The sequence below is a fragment of the Geodermatophilus sp. DSM 45219 genome (assembly GCF_900104025.1).
Lineage (GTDB): Bacteria > Actinomycetota > Actinomycetes > Mycobacteriales > Geodermatophilaceae > Geodermatophilus.
Genome location: NZ_FNIQ01000005.1, coordinates 467,721 through 491,912 on the forward strand (window position 1 = coordinate 467,721; position 24,192 = coordinate 491,912).

Sequence of the window (24,192 nt, forward strand, 5' to 3'; positions counted from 1 at the left end):
GGTGGCCCGCTGCTCGCTCCTGTCACGTTTCCCGTCGAGGCCACGGACCTGCCGCACGGGCCTCGGCGACTGTCAGTTCAGGCTGAGGGCACCGACGCCCGGGACGAGGAGACCGGCCCCGTCGGGCCCGCCCCCCACCGACCACGGCACGAGCTCGATCGGGGCCGCACGCCTCGGCTCCGTCGGCACAGGAGCGATCGCCCACGTGCTGGTCGTGACGAGCGTGCCGAAGCGGCTGTCCGCGCTCGTTACCGACGTCGTCAGGCACCGGGTGGTGATGCACGGGTTCGGACCGGTGACGGTCAGGGCTGCACGTAGCCGCTGCAGGACGGCGTCGAGACGCGCGGGGGACGACGAGTCGTAAGGGGACACGTGCACCTGGACGGTCAACAACTGGGACCCCACAGGGGCGGAGGCACGCTCGTCGCGCGTCCACCCCAGGGAGACGAAGCAGGGCTCCGGCCGGTCTTCCGGGGGACCCTCCGCCTGCAGGAGCCGGGCGTACCTGGCGAGCATCGGCCTGAGCGTGGCGTCTCGGGCGATGAGGTCGAAGGCGACGAAGCGAAGGTCCACCGGAGCCCTCCCTCGGTGCTGACTGTGTCGACGAGAACTCGGAGCGCGGAGTCAGTCCCTGCCATCTCGACGGTATGCCGACGATGGCGATCAACCGGCCATGAGAAGGCAATCCTCTGGTTAACCCTGCGACAGGGCCGAACCCACCAGTCCCGTCGGTCCTCAGCGATGCATCCGATCGGTCACGCAGGGAGCGCGACGGCGAGCCACAGTCCCGCTCCGATGCCCAGGACCAGTGACGCCACGGCCGCGGAGTGCAGGACCGCGGTTGGGAGCAGCGCCGTGCGCTGGACGACTCCGACTGTGGGCCCCGGACCGGCCGGCGCGCCGTCGCCAGCCGCCGGTGGGGCCGCGGACACACCGACGGCCCCGGCGGTGATCCAGCGCAGGTAGTAGAAGAGACTGGCCACGGTGTTCACCGCCGCCAGCACCACCAGCCAGATCATCGCTCCGTCCCAGGCAGCCGAGAAGACGGCGAGCTTGCCGACGAACACGGCCGTGGGCGGCGTCCCCACCAGGCCCAGCAGGATGACGACAAGGCTCACCACCAGCCACGGCCGGCGGCCCACCGCCGCGGTCCAGTCGCTGATCGTCCGGGCTGCCGGTGCCGCGGCGACCGCGGCGAAGGCGCCGATGTTGGTGACGGCGTAGCCGGCGAGGTAGATCGTCAGCGCCGGGACGGCGAGTTCGGTGCGCGCGGCGACGGCGACGACCATGAACAGGTAGCCGACCTGGCTGACGGTCGAGTACGCCAGCAGCCGGAGCACCTCGGTCTGGCTGAACGCGGCGAGGTTGCCCAGCGTCATGCTGGCGGCCGCCAGCACCGCGACGAGGAGGGACGCGTCCACGGAGGCGGCGGCGAACGGCTCGGCGAGCAGGCGGAAGGCCGCGGCGACGGCCCCGAGCTTGGGGACGGTCGTGATGAAGGCGGCCATGGCCGGCGTCGTCCCTGCGGTGACGTCGGGGACCCAGAAGTGCACCGGTACCGCCCCGGCCTTGAAGGCGACTCCGGCCAGCACACCGAGGACGCCGACCGCGGCGAGCGGTGCCGCCGCACCGGGAAGGGCCACGGCGAGGGTGGGATAGCCGGTCGTGCCCGTCGCGAGCACCAGCGCGGTGACCCCGAGCATCAGTAGCACGCCGCTGAAGGCGCCCATCAGGTAGTACTTCAGCGCCGCCTCGGTCCCGCGGGCGTCCTTGGCGAAGCCGGCGAGGGCGTACAGCGGGAAGCTGGCGAGCAGGAACGCGGCCACGAGCAGCAGCAGGTCGCCGGCCGCGGCGAGCGCGACCGTCCCGAGGGCGGCCAGCAGCATGAGGACGTACGCCTCGGTCTCCCGCGGGTGACCGGCCACCGACGCCGAGGCGAGCAGGACGGCGACGGCGGTGGCCAGCGCCACGGTGATCCGGACGACGCCCGTGGTGGTGTCGATCGTCCAGGTGCCCTCGAACACCGCCATGGCCGGGTCGGGCAGCGCGGTGGCCGCAGCGACCGCGCTGCCCAGACAGGCCAGGACAGCGACGGCGCGGACCCTGCCCTGGCGGCGCTGCGGCGTCCACAGCCCGAGGAGCAGGCCACCGACCGCACCCGCCAGGAGGATGAGCTCGGGCAACAGCGCCAGTGCCTCGGCGCCCTGGTCCTCGTTCACCGGGCCACCAGCTGCACGACCGCGGCCGCGGCCGGCTCGACGACGTCGAGCAGGACGCGCGGGAAGAGCCCCAGCACCACCGCGAGCACCAGCAGCGGGACGATCGAGGCCAGCTCGTGTCCGCGCAGATCGCGCATCACGGTCGCCGTCCGCGGCCGGGTTGCCGTCGCCGTGCCGCCGCCCTCCGGCCGGGTGGACAGGCGATCTGCCCCGTCTTCGTCCAGCGGGACAACGGTGTCCCCCGTCAGCAGCCGCTGCAGGGCCAGGAGGAACAGCCCGGCGGTGACCAGGATCCCGACCACGGCGAGCACCGTGGCGACCGGCGCCGCCTGCAGGGCACCGGTGAAGACCTGGAACTCGGCGATGAAGCCGGAGAGCCCCGGCAGGCCCAGCGAGCCGAAGGCGGCGACGGCCAGGCTCGCCGCGAAGACCGGTGCCGGCCGGGCCAGGCCGCCCCAGCGGTCGAGGGTGTAGGTGTGACCGCGCGACCAGAGGACGCCGCTGAGCAGGAACAACGCGCCGGTCAGCAGGCCGTGGCTGACCATCTGGTAGACCGCCCCTACCGTGGCGATGGTGCGCGCGCCGTCGTCGGCCGGGGTGACCAGGCCGGCCGCGCCGAGGCCGAGCAGCACGTAGCCCATGTGGTTGACCGAGGTGTAGGCGATCATCCGTTTGACGTCGGTCTGGGCCAGCGCGACGAAGGCCCCCCAGAGCACGCTGACCACCCCAGCGACGACGGCGACCATCGCCCAGCGCTGCCAGGCGTCCGGGAGGATCGGCATGGCGATCCGGACGAACCCGTAGGTGCCCAGCTTCAGCAGGATCCCGGCCAGCACGGCCGACCCGGCGGCCGGTGCGTCGGTGTGCGCGTCGGGCAGCCAGGTGTGGAACGGGAACAGCGGCGTCTTCACCGCCAACCCGAGGCCGATCGCCACCAGGACCAGCCCGCCGGCGACCGGGGAATTGGCGAGCGGCGGGTCGGCGGCCAGCGCCACCATGTCGAAGGTCCGCTGCTCGCCGCCGAGGAACAAGCCGATGAAGCCGACGAGCAGCGCCAGCGACCCGACGAAGGTATAGAGGAAGAACTTCAGCGCGCTGCGGCGGGCGTTGCCGTGGCCCCAGCCGGCGATCACGAAGTACATCCCGACGATCGTCAGGTCGAAGAAGACGAAGAACAGGATCAGGTCGAGGGCGGCGAAGGTCCCCAGGGAGGCCGTCTGGAGGAACAGGAACAGCGCGGCGTAACTGCGCGGGCGGTGCGACTCGCGCAGCGAGTAGACCGCGCAGGCGAGGAAGACCACCCCGGTCAGGGCGAGCAGCGGCAGCGAGAGGCCGTCGACCCCGATGTGGTAACCCGCGTCGACGGTCGGGATCCATTGCAGGTCGACCTCGTACGCCGGGCCGCCGACGACCCCGGCGGGGCTCGGCCCCGGGTCGAAGCGCCACCACATCCAGGCGACGAGCGCGAGGTCCACGGCGGAAGCCGCCACCCAGAGCACGATGGCCGCCCGGCCGCCGAGCCGGGGCGCGGCGAGCAGCACACCGGCGGCCACCAGCGGCAGAAAGATCACGACGGTCAGCAGCACGGCTACCTCACCACGAGCAGCAGGACGAGCAGGACACCCAGGCCGGCCGCGGCCTGGGCGTAGTACTGGTGCAGCAGCCCGGTCTGCGGGCGACGAGCGGCCGCACCGGCACGGCGCAGGGCCTCCGCCGTGGCACGGACGGCGCCGTCCACCACGCTCCCGTCGACGCGCGCGGCCGCGGCTGCCGTCCGCCGGGCTGCAGCGCCGACGCCCTCGACCGCCCGGTCCAGAACCCGGTCGTCCAGCGTCGCGAGCACCCGGGCCAGCGCCATCGCCGGTCGCGGGGACAGCAGCCGCCCGAGGCCCACCCAGCCCGCCAGCGGGCTGCGCTCCAGCGCACCGGCGACCTCCGGCAGGCGGTGCAGGAGAGCCACGGTCCCGGTCAGGGCCCCCGCGGCGAGCCCGCCGGAGAGCACCAGCTCCCCCACGGTCGGGGACGACTCCCCCACCACCCCGAGCAGCGCCTTCAGCGGTTCGGCCACCGCCGGCACGGCGAGGACGCCGAGGCCGGCCGCGAACACCGCCAGCACCGCGGCCACCCCGGTGCTCGCCGGTGGGATGCGGCGAGTGCCCCGCTCCTCCTCGTCGAAGAACTCCTCCCCCGCCGGACGGGCGAGGACGACGGCCAGCACCCGGCCCGCGTAGACGGCGGAGAGCACCGCGGCCGCCAGCCCGACGACCCGCAGCGCGGCCCCGTCGACGCCGGCCAGGACCTCGTCCTTGGTCGCCCACAGCGACAACGGCGGGACCCCGGCCAGGGCCAGGGCGGCGACGGTCGCCGCCGCGCCCAGGCCACGGTGGCGCCGCGCGGCGCCACGCAGCCCGGCCAGCTGCTTGGTCCCGTAGGCGGTCAGCCAGGCACCGGCCGCCACGAACAGCGCGGCCTTCACCGCGGCGTGCGCCACCAGCTGGGCGGTGCCACCGGAGACCGCGCCCACCCCCGCGGCCAGCACGACGAAACCGATCTGCGCGGCGGTGCTGGCGGCCAGCAGCTGCTTGAGGTCCCGCTGGGCGACGGCCACCGCACCCAGCACGAGGGCGGTCAGGGCACCGGCCCAGGCCGCCGCCGCAGCCGCCCACCCGGTCGCCGCCAGCAGCGGCTGGACCCGCAGCAGGAGGTAGCCGCCGGCCGCGACCATGGTGGCGGAGTGCAGCAGCGCGCTGACCGGGCTGGGCCCCTGCATCGCCCCGGAGAGCCAGGCCGACAACGGCAGCTGGGCCGACTTGCCCAGCGCCGCGACGAGCAGGCCCGCCGCGGCCAGGTCGCGCCAGCCACCGTCGGCCGCCGGCAGGTCGGCGAGGACGAGGCCTCCGGTTCCGGCGAGCGCGGCCCCGGCGGCGACGTAGAGGCCCAGGTCGGCGGCGCGGGTGGTGAGGAAGGCCGTGGTGCCCGCAGACAGCCTGCCCGGTTCCTGCCAGCGGTACCCGATCAGCGCGTAGGAGGTCGCCCCCATCAGCTCCCAGGCGACCAGGAGAACCGGCATCGTCGCGGCGGTGACCGTCGTCAGCATGGCTGCAATGAACAGCAGGAAGTAGCCGAAGAACCGGGCGCGCGCGGCGTCGGCGGGCAGGTCCGCGGCGGCGAAGACCGTGGTCAGCAGGCCGACGGCCGCGACGAGCACCACGAGGACCGCGGACAGCCCGTCCACCGACAACCGCAGGTCCCCGCCCGGCACGACGCCGAGGAATGGCACGGACAGCTGCGGGCGGTCCCCGGCGGCGACCGCGGCCAGCGCGAAGGCGGCCGTGGTGGTGAGCACGGCGAGCGGTCCGGCGATCCGGTCGGCGCGCCGTCCGGTGAGCAGCAGCGCCACACCTGCCAGGGCCGGCAGGCCGACCAGCACGGCCAGGACCGCGGCTCCCCCGGCCGTCGATGTGCCGCTCATCCCTGCAGCTCCGTGGCCATGTCGACCATGTCCACCTGCCGCGCCCGGTAGATCGCGATGGTCGCCGCGAAGCCCATCGCCATCTCCACCGCCATCACGACCAGCGCCACGACGACGACCATCTGTGCGTCGGGCGCCTGGGGAGCGAGGAAGTACCAGGCGGCGGCCCCGCCGAGCAGCACCCCGTTGAGGGCGAGCTCGAAGCCCATCATGATCATCACGATCGACTGCTGGGACAGGGCGCCGAACACCCCCACGCCGACCAGGGCGGCGGCGACGGTCAGCACGATCTGCAGGACCAGTTCGGCGGTCATCGCGGCAGCCCTCCGGGAACGGGGTCGTCCGGGCGGGCGGCGTCCAGCTCGGCACCGAACCGGTCGTAGCGCCCCCGGGCGGTGGCCAGGACGGTGCCGGCGATGATGGTCGCGAACAGCGCGACGCCGATCACCAGCATCACGAGCATGTGGCTGCCCATGATCGCCTCGCCCAGCTGACGCGTGCTGTCGGCGGGCACCGCGCCGTTCCGGGTCGGCCAGTCCATCGTCCAGATCCCCACGGTCAGCAGGACGAAGGCCCCGGCACCCAGGACGGCCGATCCCCGCGCGTTGTGCACCATCGTCATCGGCATCAGACCGGCCGGGTTCATCATGAACATGATCATGAAGACGGCCATCAGGGCCATCTCGATGGTCATCATCAGCGCCGTCACGAACGCCAGGTACGGCAGCTGCAGCGCCACCAGGATCCCGGCGACGGCCAGGAACGACGTCAGCAGCGCGAACGTGGCCCGGGCCATCGAGTCGACGACGAACACCGCGATCCCGGCGGCCACCGAGAGCCCGCCGAGGGCGATCACCGCCGCGACGGCCCACGCAGGCAGGTCGGTCAGCACAGTTCTCCCTCCATGGGTGGGGCGTCGTCCGTCAGCCGTAGAAGCCGGACAGCACGAGGACCGAGACCAGCAGGGCCTGGAGCAGCGTCGCCGGGATGAGCACCATCCAGCCGATCTCGACGAAGCGGTCGGGCCGGATCACCGGCACCCGGTGCCCCACCACGACGAGCAGGACGACCACCCCGACGGTCTTGACCAGCTGCCAGAGCGGGCCCGGCAGCCACGGGCCGGCGTCCCCGCCGAGGAACAGCGCGGTCGCCATGGCCGCCGCCGCGCCCAGGAAGACCGCCCGGCCGGCGTCCACGAGCAGCCGGTCGACGCCGGACAGCTCCGAGGTGACGCCGCCGGCGATGTCGGCTCCGGCGGGCGAGGCGAAGGGGCCCCAGAAGGCGAACGCAGCGGCGCTGGCGAGGAACACGACGAAGGCGACCGGCATGGTGACGACGAACCAGAGGTCGGCCTGCGCGGCCACGACGTTCGTCGTCCGCAGCGACTGTGCGCCCACCCCCACGGTGATGAGCGCGAACATGAGCGGGAGCTCGTAGGACAGTCCCTGGATGAGAAAGCGGTAGCCGCCGGTCAGCGCGTGGACCGCGTTGGGCCCCCATCCGACCAGCCACACCGCCGCCCACAGGACGGCCTCCATGGCGTTGAACCAGACGAGGTCCGCGCTGCTGGAGAGGAGGGTGCGCCCGCCGATCGGCACGACGGCCAGGGAGAGCAACGCCAGGACGGGGACCGCCGCACAGCCGAGCCGCCACAGGAGGGAGTCCGGCGCCAGCGTGGTCCGCCGCTGCTCGAGCAGCAGCCGGGTCCCGGACTGCAGCGTGCCGACGGCGGCCCGCGCGCCGCTCCCGGTGAGGACTGCTCGGTCCGTCGCGGCGACGAGGAAGCCGAGGAGGAGGCCGACGGCGGTGACGGTCAGGACGGCGGACCAGGTGCCCCAGGCCGCGGCCGACGTCCCCACGGGGATCTCCATCTCAGACACGGGCGCTCAGCGGCATCCGACGAGCCGCCGGGTGGGACAGCGGCAGGCTGGCCACGACGAGCCGAGCTGCGGCGAGCTCCGCGCCGTCGAGCGCTCCGGCCACGCGCTCCAAGGACAGGCCGGGCGGCACGTCGGCCGGTGGCTCCGGGGCGGAGGCCAGCTCGCACCACCACCGGACCCGGTCGAACACATCGCCGCGGAAGGGGCCTGCCTCGGCGTCCCCGACGACGCCGATCCCGCGGAGGGACCAGGCGAGCGTCCGTGAGCGGCGGACCCGACGCGCAAGTCGTGCGGCGCGCCGGTGCCCCGCCTCGACGTCAGCCGGGTCGGCCGCACAGAGTCGGTCGCGTGCGCGGCGAGCGTCCCGCGCAGCGGTCGGCCAGCCGGCTACCTCGAGAGACCGGCTGAGGTGGTCGAGCGCCAGGAGCCGGGCATCACCGCTGTCCGACGCGGGCCTCTCATCCCCGGTGTCGGCATCGACCCAGGTGAGTCGCACGCGGCTGAGGACGTCGCCCTGCAGTTGACCGTGCAGGAGGAGGCCGGGGGGCCAGCCCGCGAGCACCGGTCCCAGCGAGACCTGCAGCGCGTCCAGCCGGAGTCCGTCCCGGTCAGGAGTCGTGCCGGCCATCGGCAACCCGGCGACGTCCATGCCCCCGTGACCGCTGTGGTCCATCTCGCCATGACCGCCGTGGCCCATCGCCCCGTGATCCATGCCCGCGTGATCCATGGCGTGGCCATCGGCATGAGGGACGCCTTCACCGTGGCCGTCGGCGTCCGTTCCCCCGTGTTCCATGGCCATGTGGTCCCCGCCTCCGCGCTGTTCGAGGAGGTCGCCGGGACTGGGGCGCTCGTCGTCGCCGGGCTGACCTCGCCCGGCTGCCTCTCCCAGGGCCTCGACCGCCGCATCGAGCGCCGAGGACACCTCGTCGCCCGTGCTGATGCTGGCCCTGTGCCGCGGTCCAGGGACCTGTGACCAGACGACGTCGACAGCCTGCGCGAGGTCCTCGCCGGGCGTCCCGACGACCAGGAGCAGGTCAGCCCCAGCCGGGGACAGGGCCAGCGGCCACCCGCGGCGGTCGAGTTCGGCCTCGACCGTCCATCGGAGCGCGGTGGATCCGGGCACATCCACCACCAGAACGCACGGCCGGGCGACCGCCCAGCGCCGCACCCGCTCGATCAGGTCCACCGCAGCGCTCCCTCGCGCCAGACGTAGACGACCCCGACCAGGAGGACGGCGAGGAAGCCGAACATCTCCACGACGGCACTGGGCCCCATCTCCGCGACGACGACCGCCCACGGGTACATGAAGATCATCTCCATGTCGAAGGCGAGGAAGAGGATCGTCACGGCATACCAGCGGGCGTGGTAGCGCGAGACCGCGTGCTGCTGCGGGAGCATGCCGGACTCGAAGGGCAGAACCTGCGCCGGCTGCCAGAGCCCGCCCATGAGCCGGGAAGCGCCGTAGACGGTCCCCACGATCGCGCAGACAAGCGCCAGCAGAGCCAGGACAGCGGTCACTGGGTTCCCCCGGTCGACGTCGTCGTTAGCTTCCCGGCATGGAGATGGGCGAGACGCACAGCGTGGAGCTGTCGACCGCCGACCTGATGACCATCCGGGCTGGCCTCAACGCCTACCTCAGGGCCTTCGCCCGGCACCGGGAGCTCGATGGCGGCGCCACGCATCCCGATGAGGAGTGGCAGCAGGCGCAGCGGCAGGTCGGTGAGTTGATCTGGCGGCTGGAGGAGGCGGGAGTCTCGCCCGACACGATGATCGTGCACAGCGAGGAAGCCGTGGAGCCCCGGCATCAGGACCCCTGGACCCCGGCGCCGACCGACTGCCCGGACTCCCGGCGCCGGTCGACCGCGGGACCCCCATCGGCCCGGTCGGAGGCCAGCGGCCTGAAGGAGCGCAACCGCAGGCTGTTGGACACGACGAACACCGAGGAGACCGCCATCGCCGCGCCGGCGAGCATCGGGTTGAGCAGCCCGGCAGCGGCGATCGGCAGGGCGGCCACGTTGTAGGCGAAGGCCCAGAACAGGTTGCCCTTGATCGTGCCGAGCGTCCTCCGTGACAGGCGGATGGCGTCGGCGGCCGCCCGCAGGTCGCCACGGACCAAGGTGAGGTCGCTGGCCTCGATCGCCACGTCGGTGCCGGTGCCCATGGCCAGGCCCAGGTCCGCCTGAGCGAGGGCGGCGGCGTCGTTCACCCCGTCGCCGACCATGGCCACGACCTTGCCCTGGGCCTGCAGCCGCTTGACCACGTCGACCTTGTCGGCCGGCAGCACCTCGGCGATCACCTCGTCGATGCCCACCTGGGCGGCCACCGAGTGGGCGACGGTCTCGTTGTCGCCGGTGAGCAGGACCGGGGTGAGCCCGAGGTCGCGCAGCTGACGGACGGCTTCCGCGGAGGTCTCCTTGACGGCGTCGGCCACGACCAGGACGCCGCGGGCGGCGCCGTCCCAGCCGACGGCCACGGCCGTCCGGCCGTCGGCCTCGGCGGCGGTCTTGGCCTGCGTGAGGTCGGCCGGCAGGTGCTGCGCCCAGTCGGCCAGCAGCCGGGTGCGCCCGACCAGCACCGCGTGCCCGTCGACGACGCCCTGCACGCCGAGGCCCTCGACGTTGGTGAACCCCTCCACGGCCGGCAGGTCGCCGACCTGCTCGGCGGCGCCGGTCGCGATCGCCCGGGCGATCGGGTGCTCGGAGGCGTCCTCCAGGGCGCCGGCCAACCGCAGCACCTGCTCGCGGTCCTCGCCGGCAGCGGGGACGACGTCGAGCAGGGTCATGCGGCCGGTGGTGACGGTGCCGGTCTTGTCGAGGACGACGGTGTCCACGCGGCGGGTGTTCTCCAGCACCTCGGGGCCCTTGATCAGGATGCCGAGCTGGGCGCCGCGGCCGGTCCCGACCAGGAGCGCGGTCGGCGTGGCCAGGCCCAGCGCGCAGGGGCAGGCGATGATCAGGACAGCGACCGCGGCCGTGAACGCCGCGCCGGCGCCCGCACCGTTGCCCAGCCAGAAGCCCAGGGTGGCGGCGGCCAGGGCGATCACGATCGGGACGAAGACGCCCGAGACGCGGTCCGCGAGGCGCTGGACCTCGGCCTTGCCGTTCTGGGCGTCCTCGACCAGCCGCGCCATCTGCGCCAGCTGGGTGTCCGAACCGATGCGGGTCGCGCGCACGACCAGCCGGCCACCGGCGTTGACGGTGGCGCCGACGACGGCGTCCTCCGGCCCGACCTCCACCGGCACCGACTCGCCGGTGAGCATCGACGCGTCGACCGCCGAGGAGCCCTCGACGATCACGCCGTCGGTGGCGATCTTCTCCCCCGGCCGGACGACGAACAGGTCACCGACGGCCAACTGCTCGACCGGAACCCGCTGCTCGCGGCCCTCGCGCAGCACCGACACCTCCTTGGCGCCCAGCTCCAGCAGGGCGCGCAGCGCCGCACCGGCCCGCCGCTTGGCGCGGACCTCGAAGTAGCGGCCGGCCAGGATGAAGGTGGTGATGACGACGGCGGCCTCGAGGTAGATGTTCCCGCTGCCGTCGGTTCGGGAGATGGTGAGCTCGAACGGGTGGGTCATCCCCGGGACCCCGGCTGTGCCGAGGAACAGCGCGTACAGCGACCAGCCGAAGGCGGCCAGCGTGCCCATCGAGATGAGCGTGTCCATCGTGGCGGCGCCGTGCCGCAGGTTGGTCCAGGCCGCCTTGTGGAAGGGGAACGCCGCCCAGACCACGACCGGTGCGGCGAGGGTGAGCGAGAGCCACTGCCAGTAGGTGAACTGCAGCGACGAGACCATGGCCAGCAGCACCACCGGCGCGCTGAGCAACGCGGAGACGATCACCCGCTGGCGCAGGCTGCGGACGGCGGCGTCCTCGTCGGAGGAAACCGACGGGTCCGCCGCGTCGGCCTTCGCCGGCTCGGGCAGCCGAGCGGTGTAGCCGGCCTTCTCCACCGCCGCCACCAGGTCGTCGGGGGCGGTGTCGCCGATGTAGGTGACCCTGGCCTTCTCGGTGGCGTAGTTGACCGTCGCGGTGACGCCGTCGAGCTTGTTGAGCCGCTTCTCGATCCGTGCCGCGCAGGACGCGCAGGTCATGCCTCCGATGGTCAGCTCGATGTGCTCGGCGCCGGCCGGAGCCGGTGTGGTCGTGCTCTTCGGTGCGGAGCTCATCTCTCCTCCTCGGAGGGTGCTCGAGGGTGCGGGCCGGAGCCGGGCGCCGGCCTGGGGCAAGCCGTGGGGGTGTCAGCCGTGGCCGTGCCCGTCGTCGGCGTGCCCGTCGGCCTGGTCGGTGGGGGCGGTCGCCGCCGTACCTGCCGGGAGCTCCCCGGCGCGGGCGGTGAACTCCGCGGTGCGCACGACGCCGTCGTGCTGGAAGTCCAGGAACAGCCGATAGTCCCCGGCCGAGGGTGCAGTGGCGTAGAAGGTGACGTCCGGCCCGGGCTCGGTGGTGCCGTCGCCGGGCTCCCCTGCCGGGTGGACGTGCAGGTAGGCCAGGTCGCCGTCCCGGAGGGCCACCAGGTGCCCGTAGGCGGCGAGGTAGGGCTGCAGGTCGGTGACCGGCTCTCCGTTCCGGCTGACCGAGAGGGTCAGCTCGGACTCACTGCCTGGGACCAGCTCTCCGTCGAGGGTGACGGTGTAGCCGTCGACCTCGGCGGTGCGGGAGGGCTCGGGCAGCGGCTGCGGCGTGTACTGGCCGGCCACGGGGACGTCGGCGCCGAGGGTGAGTGCCTCGCCGGCACCTGCGGGGTCGAAGTCGGCGAAGAGCCGCCAGGCGCCCGGCGTCAGCTCCAGCGGGGTGGTCCAGGTCTCGTCGGGGCCGAGTTCCGGGTGGACGTGCTGGAAGCCGGTCAGGTCGCGGCGGACGGCGATGAGGTGCAGGTCCTCGTCGTGCGAGGTGTCGTAGTCGGTGAGCGCCTGGCCGTCCGGGCCGAGGACGCGGAAGGCCACCGGGGTGGCCGGACCGGCCGGCAGTTCGGCGTCGTCGAGGTCCAGCGTGTAACCGTCCTGGGAGATCATCAGGCCGCCCGGCAGCTCCTCGGCCGTGGCGCTGTCCGCGGTCGCGCTCGCGCTCGTGTGGGCACCACCGTCGTGGGGTGCGTCGTCACCGGTGGGGCCGATCGGCCCGATGGCGTTGCCGATCTCGGCTGCGGCGCCGAACACGGCGAGCAGGCCGAGGGTGAAGCCGCCCAGCTTGGTGGCGGTGTTCATGTCCCGTCCTCCCTGCAGATGGCGCCTGGCCGGCGCCGGTGGGGCCGCCTATCGGCCGGCCACCTGGTAGCCGGCCTCCTCGACGGCGGCCTGGATGGCGCCCTCGTCGACCGGCTCGGCGCTGGTCACGGTCAGGCCGCCGGAGGCCAGGTCGACGTCGACGTCGGTGACGCCGGGCACCTGGCTGACCTCCTCGGTCACCGAGTTCACGCAGTGGCCGCAGGTCATGCCGACGACGGTGTAGGTGGCGGTGCTCATCGGGTCTCCCTCTCTCATCCGGGTGTTGTCCGGGCTGTTCGGTGTCCAGGACGGTCCGTCCTGGGCGTCTCTGTGCCGTGCGGGGACGGCGGCTCTCACGAGCGGACGAGCCGGGCGATCGCCTCGGAGGCCTCGCGGACCTTCTCGTCGGCCTCCGGACCGCCGGCGGCGGCAGCCTGGACGACGCAGTGGCTCATGTGCTCCTCGAGCAGCCCCAGCGCCACCGACTGCAGCGCCTTCGTCATGGCCGAGACCTGCGTGAGGATGTCGATGCAGTACTGCTCCTCCTCGACCATCCGCTGCAGTCCGCGGGCCTGGCCCTCGATGCGGCGCAGCCGCTTGAGGTAGTCGTCCTTGCGGTGGATGTAGCCGTGCTGGCCGGATCCCTGGGTGCTCTCCACGTCGCCCGCTCCTCACCTCAACCAAGAGGAACCCTACCCCCCCTGGGTACAGCCTTGGCAGTGAGGGTATACCCCCCGCCCGTACGACGCAAGCGCGGATCGACGGCCTCGCGACCGCAAGTCGCTCTCGCGTGCGGACTACTGACGCCGCCGGGGGCTGGGGCACGAGACGGTCCGGCACTCCACTATGACGATTAGTTGACGGAGGCGCGATGGCGGTTGGTCGTCGGAGGCGTCGGGTAGCGCCGGGTGGGTCCGAGGAGCCCCGAGCCCGCCGACCGGCGGCCAGGAGCACCGCTGGCGCGGTGTGCGCACTCCCGCATGCGCAGGGCTCCCGCGATACACCGGGCTACGCCTCCTCATGGGGTCGTCGCAGCCCGCCGACGGACGGCTACCCGTACGGGTGGACGGACGAGGACGACACACCGGCGCCGACGGCGGCACCAGATCGCCGCGCCGGGCACAGAGAGGAAGATCATGAGCGTTGCTGGTCAGATGCTGGAGACGTACCCGAAGGACCTCGGCGGGGTCGACCGCCAGAAGCTGCAGGAGTGCCTCGAGGCCTGCTTTGAGTGCGCCCAGGCGTGTACCGCGTGCGCGGACGCCTGCCTGAGCGAGGACATGGTCGCCGAGCTGACCAAGTGCATCAGGACCAACCTCGATTGTGCCGACGTCTGTGACACGACCGGGCGGGTGCTCTCCCGGCACACCGGCTACGACGCGAACCTGACCCGCGCGGTCCTGGAGGCGTGCGCCGCCGCGTGCAAGGCCTGCGGGGACGAGTGCAGCCAGCACGCCGAGATGCACGAGCACTGCCGCGTCTGCGCCGAGGCCTGCCGGCGGTGTGAGACCGCCTGCCGCGACCTCATCGCCTCCCTGAGCTGAGGGAGGACGGCCAGCCGTCCGGCGTCGTGGGTCCTGGCGCCGGGCGGCTGCCCCCCCCCCCGGCGCCCGACCCGTGGTCACAGGCCGGTCAGCGCCTCGAAGGTCTGCCCGTCGTCCTCCGAGAGGAGGACGGCTTCGGTGGTGACGACCGCGATCCGCACGGCACCGTCGTCGGCAGAGCCGACGGCCACCGCTTGCACGGGTGCGCCGGTCTCAGGTCCCCGCTGCCACGTGGCGGCTCCGTCAGCACTCACCCAGACCGTCCCGGAAGGCTCCACCCCCGCGACCGTCGCTCCGTCCTCCCCCCAGGCGACCACCTGGAGCAGTGGAGCGCCGTCCACCTCCGACCACGTGGCTCCGCCGTCAGCCGAGCGGAGGAGCCCCTGCGACGTCGTGGCGAGGACCTCGGGCCCGGTCGGCGACGCCGCCAGCGCGGCCGGCGGGGCGGGGATGTCCGCCGGCTCCCAGGCCACACCGTCCGTGCTGCGGCGCAGCTCGCCGTCGTAGCCGAGGATGCCTGCGTCCCCTGTGGCGAGGGCGTGGAAATCGGACTCGCCCTGACGCGACACCGGATCCCACGACCGGCCTCCGTCGGTGGACTCGATGAGCCCCACTGGTTCCGGCAGGTCGACGTCCGGCCCCGGGTGCCCCGACGCGAGCAGCCGCTCGGGTCCGGCCACCACGAACCCCATCAGATCGATCACCGGTCCGACCCGGTTCGCGTCCCCCGCCTCGTCGACCACGAACAGACCGTCGTGCGTCGCCACCAGCAGGGCGCCGTCCCCCGGGTCGAAACCGACGCCGTGGACGTGCGAGAACGGCAAGGTCTCGGCGCCAGAGGCAGCAGGGGTCGACACAGCCTGAGAGGGCGTGCACCCGACCACGCCGAGCAGGACGGCAGCCGACGCGGCGACCACCCCGCTCCTCGGCCGGTGTCCTGTCGTCGTCCACACAGACCTAGTCACAGCAACGAACTCCCCAAGCAAGCGGTCGCGAGCCAGGCTCGCGGCCAGATCGTCGATCCCTTCCAGAGCCCGGAGAGCATCAGCACACCGGGCAGGACGAGCAGCCCACCCTCGAACCGCGTCACCCAGCGGGCATGACGCCTCGTCCACCGCGGGGGCAGTCGTCCCAGAGGAGGGTGACGCCGCCGGTGAGCCGACGCCGGCGGCGTCACGGCACGGACGTCAGCCGCCGAGCTCGGCGAGCAGCGTCTCCATCTCCTCGATCTCCGCAGCCTGCGAGTCAGCGATCTCCTCGGCCAGTGCGACGGCGTCCGCGTTGCTGCCCTCGGCGATCTCCGTCTGGGCCATCTCCACGGCACCGCGGTGGTGCACGATCATCATCTCGAGCCACATCCGGTCGAACTCGGCTCCGGAGGCGGCCTCCAGGGCGGCCATGTCCTCCTCGGACATGCCCTCCATGTCCATGCCGCCCATGTCCATGGACCCGTGGTCCATGGAGCCCATGCTGTCGCTGCCCTCCTCGGGCAGCGGCTCGCCCCACTCCTGCAGCCAGCCGGTCATCGTCTCGATCTCCGGCTGCTGCGCGGCTTCGATCCGGTTCGCCAGATCGAGGACGCGAGGGTCCTCGGCGCGGCCATCGGCCATCCGCGCCATCTCGAGGGCGCCACGGTGGTGCGGGATCATGCCCTGGACGAAGGTGACGTCGGCGTTGTTGAACTGTGCCGACTCGTCGGAGCTCTCGGCGCCGGCGCTGCTCTCGGCACTGGTGCTGCTGTCCATCCCCTCCATGCCGGCCATGTCGTCGCTCCCGTCGGAACAGCCGGCCAGGACGATGGTGCCGGCGATGATGCCGCCGGTCAGACGGGCGAGTCGAACGTTGGTGCGGGTCACTGTCTCTCTCCTCGTGCTCAGTGGTGTTCAGGCGTACCGGACCGGCCCAGGTCAGCGCGGTGCTGTCCGGGCGCTCTGGGCCGTCTAGGTCCTGAGCAGACAGAGAGCAGCGAGGTCCGGAGGGCGAGGAGGGCGCAGCCAGCCGACCGACCCACGTACGCGTGGTACGAGGGTGCGGCTCTCGAGGGAGGACAGCCTCCGGACCGCGGCCGCCACGAGCAGCGCCATCCCCATGAGCAGCACGGCGAGGCAGGCGTTCCAGGCATGGGACGCCCCCGAGTGGGACGTACTGCCGTGGTTCGTCCGCTCCTCGTCGTGCGCCGTGACCTGGTCTGCCGATGACACCGCACCGGCCAGGAGGAGGTCCATCCCGCCTTCGAGGGTCGACGTCCCGACGTGGGACGCCGGGGCCGCACCCTGCTCCGTCGCCATCGACGGGACCCCGTGCATGAGGAAGACGGCGGCCAGCAAGACCGTAATGCACGTTTGTCGCACCGGAACGGCCACCCCCCTACTCCCCGGGCCACGGTACTACGCCGTGTAGTAGAGCCGTCCGCGCCGGAGGTGGAGCGTCCACGCGGTCACGCCGGAGCCGAGCCCGCCAGCGACGCGTAGACGATGACGTTCTCCAGATAGCTGCGGGAGCGCTCGTCGAAGGCGCCGCCGCAGGTGACCAGACGCAGCGCAGCGTGGTCGGTGTCGCCGTAGACCTCGTCGGTCGGGAACTGCGCCTTGGGGTGGCTGACGACCCGGTCCACGGCAAAGACAGCGGTGGTGCCGTCGGCACGGGTGACGTCGATGGTGTCCCCCGGCACGAGAGCCCCGAGCTCGAAGAACACGCCTGGTCCGTACTCGGCGGAGTCGACGTGGCCGAGGATCACGGAGGGGCCGAGCTCTCCTGGCGTCGGCGAGTGGCGGTACCAGCCGGCGGGAGCGTCCTCGCTCAGCGGCGGGACCTCGACCGTGTCGTCGGGGTTGAGCCCGAGCTGCAGCAGGTCGGAGGTGACGCCGATGGCCGGGATGTGCATCCGGACGGGGTTGGCAGCAGGTAGCGGGTGGATGGCGTCCGCGGCCGGCTGCGGCCGGTTCCGCGGTCCACCCGCTGCCCCCGGGGGGTCGGGTACCGCCGGGGCCGTCGCCGCTGCGGCGGGCGCCGGCGGCTGCGGCGCGTACACCGGCGTCCCCACACCGAGGAGGACGAGGCCGACGCCGGCCAGCACGAGCAGCGCGGCCAGCCCGACCGCCAGGTGCCGGACCGGACCGCGCTGCTCGTCCCTGGACACGTGCTGTTCGACCTGCGATCAGCGTCCGGCGGAGCTGCGGCGGCGGAGCGCGAGGGCACCGCCAGCAGCACCGGCGACGACCAGGCCGGCGCCGGTGGCGATCAGGCCACCGTTTTGGGGATCAGCGGTGCTGCCACCGCCGGTCTCAGCCGCACCCGTGGGCACCAGGGACACCTGGCCGCTCAGCTGCTCGCGCAGCTGGTTCATGGTCGCCAGCTGCTGCAGCTGGCCGTCGTGGATCTCCTGCTCGATCGCCCGGGCCTGGTCGCTGGTGGCACCGGGCAGCGCGGTGTCGGCCATCATGATCGCCGACATGTGGTGGCTGCTGAAGGTGTCGAGCCACTTCTTGTCGAACGCCTCACCGGTCAGCGACCGCAACTCGGCCATCTCCTGCTCGTTGAAGGTCATCAGCGGCTCCTCCATCTCGTGAGGAGCTGATCCCGAAGCCGCAATGGCCTCCAGCACCGGGAGCTGCGACTGCTGCGACTGCTGTGCGGCCTGCGCGACGTCGCGGACCCCCGGGGTGGTCGCCTTCTCGATCGCCATCTGGGTCATCTCGATACCCGTCCGGTGGTGCGGGACCATCATCGTGGCGAACCGGACGTCGGTGGAGCTGGCGTTCTCGACCTGCGGCGCTGGCGTGGACGTCGGCGCCGGCGTCTCGTGGCTGTCGGCTGCCGCGTGCGGAAGAGCCCCGCCGCCGACCAGCAAGCCCGTCCAGGCGGCGGCGCCAATGGTCGCGACAGCCAGCCGGCTGCCTCGACGCGACGGGATCGATCGGGTGGGGTACGAGTTCATGCTGCTCCTCCGTGTTGTGCTGCGGCCCTGTGGCGGGCGGCCGCGTGCATGGCGGCCGCCAGATCGGCCGCCGCGCCCGCATACCCGCCACTCGACCGCCGAGCGGTCGGAAGACGTCTGACTGCCTCGGCGGCGGCGGGCCACCACTCCCTGCGGTTGCTACTACGCTGATTAGTAGTGACGGGGCGCGGTTGCGCCCCGGCCGTTGCTCACGGCGGACAGCGGTCACCAGTGTGTTGTCGCCGGTCGGTGGACCCGACCCGTGGCAGTACCGTGATCGACTCAGCGCACGGATCCGCGGGACCTCGCGGGTCCATCCCGGCACAGCGTCACGGAGGAGCGTCCATGCCACGCCTGGGTCCACTCGAGGCCGCCATCATGGACGTCCTCTGGTCCTCCGACGGGCCGCTCACCGTGCGCGAGGTCATCGACCGGATGCACGGCCGGCGTGCGCTGGCGTACACCACCGTCATGACGGTGCTGACCAACCTGTACCGGAAGGACATGGTGGAGCGCGAACCAGCCGGACGGGCCTACAGGTACCGGCCGTCGGTGTCCCGCGAGGAGGCCGCTGCCGCTTCCCTGCGAGAGGTCCTCGATGCGTCGAGCGACCCGCGGTCGGTCCTCATGCACTTCGCCGAGACCGCCTCCGACGAGGAGTCGACGATCCTGCGGGACGGCCTGGCTCGGCGTTCGCAGCAGCCATGACCTCGCTGATCACCCTCCTGGTCGCCAGCGTGGTCGTCGGTCTCCTCGGCCACCGCCCTCTGCGGTGGATGGCTGACCGGCGCGTCGACCCCACCGTCCTGCTGATCGGCTGGACGCTGTCCGGCATCGGCCTGGTGGTCACGGTGGTGGCCTCGGCCACACTCCTGGTCGCCCCACCGCACGAGCACCGCTCGCCCGGGTTGTTCCGGCTGGCCGGAGACTGCCTGGCCGCGATCTCCGCCGGCGCAGTTCCGGGTGGACGGGAAGCGCTGGCCGCGCTGGGCATCGCCATTGCGACCGGCGTTCTGGCCAGACTCGCCTGGGTCACACGGACGCGGGTCCGGGCCCGGCGGGAGCGGGCACCGCACCTCGAGCAACTTCGGCTCCTCGCCGGCCAGGCACCGCCTGACCAGCCGCTGTGGATCCGGGACGACCGCCCCGTAGCGATGTCCGTGGGTGGCCGTTCGGGGGTCATCATCATGAGCGACACGCTGCGCCGGCAGCTGACGCCCGCGGCCGTCGCCGCCACGCTGGAACACGAGCGCGCCCACCTCCGCGGCCGCCACCACCAGCTGCTGGCGATCGCGCAGACGCTCGCCTCTGCGTTCCCCGTCTGCCCGTTGCTGCGCCACGCCCCGTCGGCGGTCGAAGACCTGGTGGAGCTCGCCGCCGACGCCAGGGCCGCGCGTCGCTGCGGTCCCGCCGCCGTGCAGGAAGCCCTCTGCCGACTCACCGGCCAGGCGCCACCGGCCATGGGCCTGGCGATGGCCAGCCGCCTGGTCTACGTACGTCTGGCGCGATTGAGCGCCGAACCCGCCGGTGGCCGACGCCTGTCCCGCGCGGTCGGCTGCGCAGCCGTGGCCACGGGAGCACTGTTGCTACCGGTCGCAGCGGGCCTGTCGGCACTGGACGTCATCGGCTGCGTGGTGGCCTGACGCCATTGGTTCACCCGATGGCCGACGCCTGGGACCGGCCCGGCGGCCGGGCCGCCGCCCTGCGGCCGAACCGGGTCAGACCGCGGGGCTTGACCACCCCGAGCAGCGTCGCGGCCAGCAGCAGTACCAGGGCCAGCACCGCGTGCAGCAGCGGCGAGGGATTGCGGATCTCACCGAGCCCGGCGGCCGGGTCTGCCGCCGTGTCCGCCATCGCGGCGAAGGTCCGCAGGTAGAGCAGCAGGACCGCGGAGGCGAGGACGGTGATCAGCAGCTTGAGCATCACCCAGTAGTGCCGTAGCAGGCCCCACGGGGTGCCCAGCGACTGGACGACGCCGGTCACCAGGGACAGCAGGGCGAGCGGCACGAGCATGAACCGGGCGGCCGGTTCCATCACCAGGTAGGCGCCGCGGACCGTCGTCACGTCGTCGCTGACCAGGCCCACGGTGGCGAGCGCGATGAACGTGACGACGGCGCCCACCCAGCCGACGGACGTCGTGACGTGGGCGGTCAGCGCTGCCTTCCGGATGCGCGGCGACAGAGTCATGCACCCGCCGTCGCAGCAGCGGCGCCCAGCAGCAACGCTTCCGACCCTCCGGCGGATGACATGTGCCGGGCGGGTCCGTGCGAGCCACCCACCGCCCACAGGACGACGAGCAGCAGGACCAGGACGACCGCGGTGATGACCACCACTGTCACCCAGCGGGGTCTGCGGTGACCGGGGTCTGCATCGAGGGACATGAACACTCCTCAGGACGGCGACATCCGCACTGTACGAGACACGTGTCTAACCTCAATACAGTCTGTATGGCGCGTCGACTCCTACGATGCACGCCGTGCCGAAACTGTGGACCGACACCGTCGAGGCCCACCGTCGCGAGGTGCGGGACGCCGTCCTGGACACCACCGCCGCCCTCGTCGCACGGCACGGCCTGCGTTCGGTGACCATGTCGCGCGTCGCCGAGGAGGTCGGGATCGGGCGAGCGACGCTCTACAAGTACTTCTCCGACCTCGAGTCCATACTGCTGGCCTGGCACGAACGCCAGATCGCCTCACACCTCTCCGAACTCGCGGAGTTGCGGGACAGCGCTGACCCCGCCAGCCACCGCCTCTCGGCCGTGCTCGCCCGCTATGCGCGGCTGTCGAGGCCCTCCGCAGGACACCGCGGGAGTGATCTTGCCGCCCGTCTGCACGGCAGCGAGGACGTCGTCCGCGCGGCCGGGCAGCTCCACGGCATGCTCGTAGAGCTCATCGAAGCCGGGGCCCGGGACGGCGAGCTCCGCAGCGACGTCCCGGCGGTGGAACTGGCGACCTACTGCCTCCATGCGCTCGTCGCCGCCGACGACCTGGAGTCCGACGATGCGGTGGAGCGGCTGGTCGGCGTGGTCCTCACCGGGCTGCACCCGGAGAACGTCGGGAGTTCGTCGGCTCCCGATTGACCTCGATCGCGCCTCCCCGCATCGCCGCCGACGCCGATCGCCCCCCGGGCTGGCGGATACGGCGCTCCGTGCGCTGAGCACGACCTCCTGGCCGTTCCTGTGCGTGCTGTGGCCCGGCCCACTCGGCCCGCCCAGAGCTCGAAGGGTGAACACGTCCAGGCGGCTGGGAAGAGGCACGGGAGCGGACTGATGCCCGCCCGGTCGATGCACGGCCGCCTGCAGGGTCACAGCGATGCGGACTCGACGTGCGCGCTGCCCCCAACAGCGCACTCCATCGCTACGCTTGCCCGCAGGCCGCCGTTCGGCGGAAGGGGTAGCCATGACGTCGGCAACCGGCACCCACGTGAACCGTCAGCTCCTGCGGTGGAGCGGTGCGTTGCTTCTCGGCGGGCTCGTCCTCACCACGGCCGTGACCATGCTGTTCCACCCGTCCGGTGACGAGGACGTCCACGAGTCGATCTTCGCTCAGTACGCCGCGAGTGACTCCTGGGAGTGGGTTCACTTCGCCCAGTTCGTCGGGGTCCTGCTGGCCCTCGGCGGGCTCATCGTCCTCCATCGAGTACTGCGGGCCCGAACGCCGACATTGTCGGCGGTCGCCGCCGGGCTGACCGTGGCCACGGCCGCGGTCTGGGCCGGGCTGCAGGCCATCGACGGGATCACCCTGAAGCAGGCCGTCGATGCCTGGGCCGTCGCTGATGGGTTCGACGAGGCCGTCCGCTCCGCCGACGCGGAGATCGTGCGGTGGACGGAGTGGGGCGCGCAGAGCTACTTCCGGGTGCTGCTGGGCGCCACGATGTTGCTGTTCGGCGTCGCGATCCTCGTCACGCGCCTGTTGGCCGGCTGGACGGGCTGGGTCGCGATGGTCGCCGCGATCCTGTCGCTCGGCATCGGGGTCGACGTGGGGTACAGCGGTCTCGACAGCGGGTTCCAGCAGATCGCCTCCCCGGCCTTCCAGGTCCTCATGCTGGCCTTCGCGGTCGGCGTCATCGTCGCCGCAGCCCGCGGACGCGTGAGCACCTCCGCGCACGACTGACAGCTCACAGGGGCCCTCGGCCACCACCCGCTGAGCTGCACGTCAGCGAGCGTCACGCGGTCCGCTGGTCACTGCAGGCCCGTGAGCGGTCCCGGCACCGGCCGGCCCTTCCACGAGATGTGCGAGGTCTGCTGGCCACCGTCCGCGACGGCCGGATCGTCGACTGGGCGGAACTGGAGGACAACGACGACCGCCGCCGGCAGGTGCGCGCCGCTGACGTCGTCTGAGCGGTGTGCGGGACCGGACCCACCAGCTCTACTGGAGGCAGGCCGACCCGGGCATGAGGGCCGAGGCCGTCACTGGGACCCAAGCGGTCATCGACGAGACTGCACCTCGGCGCCTCCTCCGTCGCCGCCACGCGGTAGGCAGACTGGCACCATGGGCGAGCTGCTTCTCGGCGGCCTGATCGGCTTCCTCATCGGCGCTCCTTTAGGAGCTCTGTTTCGGCCACCACTAGCGAGACTGGAGAAGACTGCTCGTCGCGTGTGGCGTCAGCCGGCGGTGAAGGTGCATGTCGAACGCGACCCGACGGTCATCTGGGCCGACGCTCCTGACTGGGTTGGCTTCTCCTTGTACTTCCGGCACCCCTTGACTCTTCCCGCAGCGCCCGCGCAACGTGACAGCTGGCTGGCCTGGGGTCGTCAGGCGGGCGGCCTAGACGCCTACACGACGATGCTGTCCGTGACACTGCAGGCCGACGCGCAGACGTCCGTGGTCATCGAAGAGCTCCGAGTCCTCCACAGTGCGCGTCCGGTCACGGACGGTCTCGTGCTGATCAGAGGCGTCGGGGGAGCCGATCTGACCCCGCGTCGAGTCCATGTTGACCTTGATTCCCCGGACGGCCCCGGCGTGACCTTCCACGGCCCCGGGGGCGCTCCGGAGCCTGCTCCGAAGTTCGTCCTGGGACCGGGAGACATCGAGCGCTTCCACATCTGGGCCGAGGCTCGAACGGGCTGGCACGAGTGGACGGTCGACCTCCTGCTGCTCGTCGACGGCCGGCGCGAGGTCGTGACGATCGACGACTTCGGGGGTCCCTTCGTGACCGTCGGAGGGGACGGTCTACCGCAGAGGATGAACCTGGCAGGCACCAGCGAGTGGACTGTTTGGCCAGACGGCGCCTGAGCAAGCTTGCGACACTGCCACTGCGACCGGCTGATACGCGCGATCGTGGAACCGGCAACCTTGAGCAGGCCCCGCCTCCTTGCAATCGTGTGGACGACCGTGGATGCCCACGGGTGCGGGCGGCTTCACCCCGACCCCGTACACCCGGACTGGAGGACCACTGGAGGTCCGCGGTTGACCTCCCGGGGCCCGCCGCCTACGGACAGGCGTCCTGCCCGGCGAGCCTGGGGCCGCACGGTTCAGCAGCTCCCGGCGGCGCCCCGCCCTGGATGCACGGCGGGCTGCGGGTCACCGATGCTGCCGGTGCGGATCTCAAGTGGATCGTGCAGTGGTGCGCAAGTGGTCCGGTGGGCGCTCGTGCAGTGGCCTGCCGCGCGCTGGGGACGTCGGAGCCAACGGTGTTGGCGCCCGTCGCGCTCCTGGCCGCTCCCGCACAACCGGCTCCCCCCGGCTGCAGCGGGCCGGGGGAAGGGTGGGCCGCAGGCCCATCCCGGAGGGACGCGTCAGCGCCCTTCCCGCGGCCCGCTGCAGCCGGCATCCTCGGCCGGGTGTGGGGGCGGCGCCGCCGGTCACCAGTGCGGTCTTCCGGCTGCGTCGATCACCGGACCGGTGATCGACGATCCTGGTCCGGTCACGGCCGTCCCGCACCGCGCTGTCCAGGAGGCACACCGCGCCATCTCCGACAGCATGGGCCACCCGCGCGGAG

The 24,192-nt window shown here is 72.5% G+C and carries 25 protein-coding genes; 6 read left to right on the plus strand and 19 right to left on the minus strand.

Annotated elements, in window-relative coordinates:
• Positions 1 to 72: 72 nt before the first annotated feature.
• The 13 genes from BLR12_RS17960 to BLR12_RS18025 form a co-directional block, all read right to left on the minus strand.
• Complete coding sequence (locus tag BLR12_RS17960; RefSeq protein WP_091381063.1) at positions 73 to 573, minus strand: hypothetical protein; 501 nt, start codon at positions 571 to 573, stop codon at positions 73 to 75.
• A gap of 182 nt (positions 574 to 755) precedes the next feature.
• On the minus strand, positions 756 to 2,219 hold the full coding sequence (locus BLR12_RS17965; RefSeq protein WP_091381065.1) for an NADH-quinone oxidoreductase subunit N: 1,464 nt from the start codon (positions 2,217 to 2,219) through the stop codon (positions 756 to 758).
• The gene (locus tag BLR12_RS17970; protein WP_091381067.1) at positions 2,216 to 3,805 is read right to left on the minus strand and encodes a complex I subunit 4 family protein; all 1,590 of its coding nucleotides are present in this window, start codon (positions 3,803 to 3,805) and stop codon (positions 2,216 to 2,218) included. The genes BLR12_RS17965 and BLR12_RS17970 overlap by 4 nt, the downstream gene beginning before the upstream one ends.
• Positions 3,806 to 3,807: 2 nt before the next feature.
• Complete coding sequence (locus BLR12_RS17975; RefSeq protein ID WP_091381070.1) at positions 3,808 to 5,691, minus strand: proton-conducting transporter transmembrane domain-containing protein; 1,884 nt, start codon at positions 5,689 to 5,691, stop codon at positions 3,808 to 3,810.
• Positions 5,688 to 6,005, minus strand: coding sequence for an NADH-quinone oxidoreductase subunit NuoK (locus tag BLR12_RS17980; RefSeq protein ID WP_176832571.1), 318 nt, complete (start codon positions 6,003 to 6,005; stop codon positions 5,688 to 5,690). The genes BLR12_RS17975 and BLR12_RS17980 overlap by 4 nt, the downstream gene beginning before the upstream one ends.
• Positions 6,002 to 6,583, minus strand: coding sequence for an NADH-quinone oxidoreductase subunit J (locus BLR12_RS17985; protein ID WP_091381071.1), 582 nt, complete (start codon positions 6,581 to 6,583; stop codon positions 6,002 to 6,004). The genes BLR12_RS17980 and BLR12_RS17985 overlap by 4 nt, the downstream gene beginning before the upstream one ends.
• A gap of 31 nt (positions 6,584 to 6,614) precedes the next feature.
• Positions 6,615 to 7,562, minus strand: a complete 948-nt coding sequence (locus tag BLR12_RS17990; RefSeq protein WP_091381073.1) for an NADH-quinone oxidoreductase subunit H — start codon at positions 7,560 to 7,562, stop codon at positions 6,615 to 6,617.
• A 1-nt stretch (position 7,563) separates the two neighbouring features.
• Positions 7,564 to 8,757: a hypothetical protein gene (locus BLR12_RS17995; protein WP_091381074.1), complete on the minus strand. Its 1,194-nt coding sequence runs from the start codon at positions 8,755 to 8,757 to the stop codon at positions 7,564 to 7,566.
• Positions 8,748 to 9,089: an NADH-quinone oxidoreductase subunit A gene (locus BLR12_RS18000; protein ID WP_091381076.1), complete on the minus strand. Its 342-nt coding sequence runs from the start codon at positions 9,087 to 9,089 to the stop codon at positions 8,748 to 8,750. The genes BLR12_RS17995 and BLR12_RS18000 overlap by 10 nt, the downstream gene beginning before the upstream one ends.
• Positions 9,090 to 9,375: 286 nt before the next feature.
• Positions 9,376 to 11,733 (minus strand): heavy metal translocating P-type ATPase, encoded by a 2,358-nt coding sequence (locus BLR12_RS18010; protein ID WP_091381078.1) that lies wholly within the window; start codon positions 11,731 to 11,733, stop codon positions 9,376 to 9,378.
• A 72-nt stretch (positions 11,734 to 11,805) separates the two neighbouring features.
• Positions 11,806 to 12,771: a hypothetical protein gene (locus tag BLR12_RS18015; protein WP_091381080.1), complete on the minus strand. Its 966-nt coding sequence runs from the start codon at positions 12,769 to 12,771 to the stop codon at positions 11,806 to 11,808.
• A gap of 48 nt (positions 12,772 to 12,819) precedes the next feature.
• The gene (locus BLR12_RS18020) at positions 12,820 to 13,029 is read right to left on the minus strand and encodes a heavy-metal-associated domain-containing protein (RefSeq protein WP_091381082.1); all 210 of its coding nucleotides are present in this window, start codon (positions 13,027 to 13,029) and stop codon (positions 12,820 to 12,822) included.
• 95 nt (positions 13,030 to 13,124) lie between these two features.
• A complete protein-coding gene (locus BLR12_RS18025; RefSeq protein WP_091381084.1) occupies positions 13,125 to 13,430 on the minus strand; it encodes a metal-sensitive transcriptional regulator in 306 nt (101 codons plus the stop codon).
• Between the two features lie 477 nt (positions 13,431 to 13,907).
• On the opposite strand from BLR12_RS18025, the gene BLR12_RS18030 reads away from it, so the two are divergent.
• Positions 13,908 to 14,315: a four-helix bundle copper-binding protein gene (locus BLR12_RS18030; protein WP_091381085.1), complete on the plus strand. Its 408-nt coding sequence runs from the start codon at positions 13,908 to 13,910 to the stop codon at positions 14,313 to 14,315.
• A 77-nt stretch (positions 14,316 to 14,392) separates the two neighbouring features.
• Here the strand turns inward: BLR12_RS18030 and BLR12_RS18035 are convergent, their stop codons facing one another.
• The 5 genes from BLR12_RS18035 to BLR12_RS18055 all read right to left on the minus strand — a co-directional run bounded on the left by BLR12_RS18035 (position 14,393) and on the right by BLR12_RS18055 (position 18,252).
• Positions 14,393 to 15,430, minus strand: coding sequence for a F510_1955 family glycosylhydrolase (locus tag BLR12_RS18035; protein ID WP_255363601.1), 1,038 nt, complete (start codon positions 15,428 to 15,430; stop codon positions 14,393 to 14,395).
• Between the two features lie 72 nt (positions 15,431 to 15,502).
• Positions 15,503 to 16,171 (minus strand): DUF305 domain-containing protein, encoded by a 669-nt coding sequence (locus BLR12_RS18040; protein WP_091381087.1) that lies wholly within the window; start codon positions 16,169 to 16,171, stop codon positions 15,503 to 15,505.
• Positions 16,172 to 16,255: 84 nt separating this feature from the next.
• Positions 16,256 to 16,678, minus strand: a complete 423-nt coding sequence (locus BLR12_RS25705) for a DUF6153 family protein (RefSeq protein WP_091381089.1) — start codon at positions 16,676 to 16,678, stop codon at positions 16,256 to 16,258.
• Positions 16,679 to 16,752: 74 nt separating this feature from the next.
• On the minus strand, positions 16,753 to 17,454 hold the full coding sequence (locus tag BLR12_RS18050) for a class F sortase (protein WP_091381090.1): 702 nt from the start codon (positions 17,452 to 17,454) through the stop codon (positions 16,753 to 16,755).
• An 18-nt stretch (positions 17,455 to 17,472) separates the two neighbouring features.
• Positions 17,473 to 18,252 (minus strand): DUF305 domain-containing protein, encoded by a 780-nt coding sequence (locus tag BLR12_RS18055; RefSeq protein ID WP_091381092.1) that lies wholly within the window; start codon positions 18,250 to 18,252, stop codon positions 17,473 to 17,475.
• Between the two features lie 345 nt (positions 18,253 to 18,597).
• Here BLR12_RS18055 and BLR12_RS18060 point away from each other — a divergent pair, with 345 nt between their 5' ends.
• Positions 18,598 to 18,960, plus strand: coding sequence for a BlaI/MecI/CopY family transcriptional regulator (locus BLR12_RS18060; protein WP_091381094.1), 363 nt, complete (start codon positions 18,598 to 18,600; stop codon positions 18,958 to 18,960).
• Positions 18,957 to 19,895 carry a M56 family metallopeptidase gene (locus BLR12_RS18065; protein ID WP_091381096.1) on the plus strand — a complete coding sequence of 313 codons (939 nt, stop codon included), beginning with the start codon at positions 18,957 to 18,959 and terminating at the stop codon, positions 19,893 to 19,895. Before BLR12_RS18060 ends, BLR12_RS18065 begins: the two co-directional genes overlap by 4 nt.
• Before the next feature lie 10 nt (positions 19,896 to 19,905).
• On the opposite strand, the gene BLR12_RS18070 is transcribed toward BLR12_RS18065, so the two are convergent.
• Positions 19,906 to 20,439, minus strand: a complete 534-nt coding sequence (locus BLR12_RS18070; protein WP_176832572.1) for a DUF2269 domain-containing protein — start codon at positions 20,437 to 20,439, stop codon at positions 19,906 to 19,908.
• 280 nt (positions 20,440 to 20,719) lie between these two features.
• Here BLR12_RS18070 and BLR12_RS18080 point away from each other — a divergent pair, with 280 nt between their 5' ends.
• The 3 genes from BLR12_RS18080 to BLR12_RS18090 all read left to right on the plus strand — a co-directional run bounded on the left by BLR12_RS18080 (position 20,720) and on the right by BLR12_RS18090 (position 23,486).
• Positions 20,720 to 21,331 carry a TetR/AcrR family transcriptional regulator gene (locus tag BLR12_RS18080; protein WP_218120721.1) on the plus strand — a complete coding sequence of 204 codons (612 nt, stop codon included), beginning with the start codon at positions 20,720 to 20,722 and terminating at the stop codon, positions 21,329 to 21,331.
• Positions 21,332 to 21,650: 319 nt separating this feature from the next.
• Positions 21,651 to 22,364 carry a hypothetical protein gene (locus BLR12_RS18085; RefSeq protein WP_143018804.1) on the plus strand — a complete coding sequence of 238 codons (714 nt, stop codon included), beginning with the start codon at positions 21,651 to 21,653 and terminating at the stop codon, positions 22,362 to 22,364.
• Between the two features lie 378 nt (positions 22,365 to 22,742).
• The gene (locus tag BLR12_RS18090; RefSeq protein WP_143018805.1) at positions 22,743 to 23,486 is read left to right on the plus strand and encodes a hypothetical protein; all 744 of its coding nucleotides are present in this window, start codon (positions 22,743 to 22,745) and stop codon (positions 23,484 to 23,486) included.
• The last annotated feature ends 706 nt before the right edge of the window (positions 23,487 to 24,192 follow it).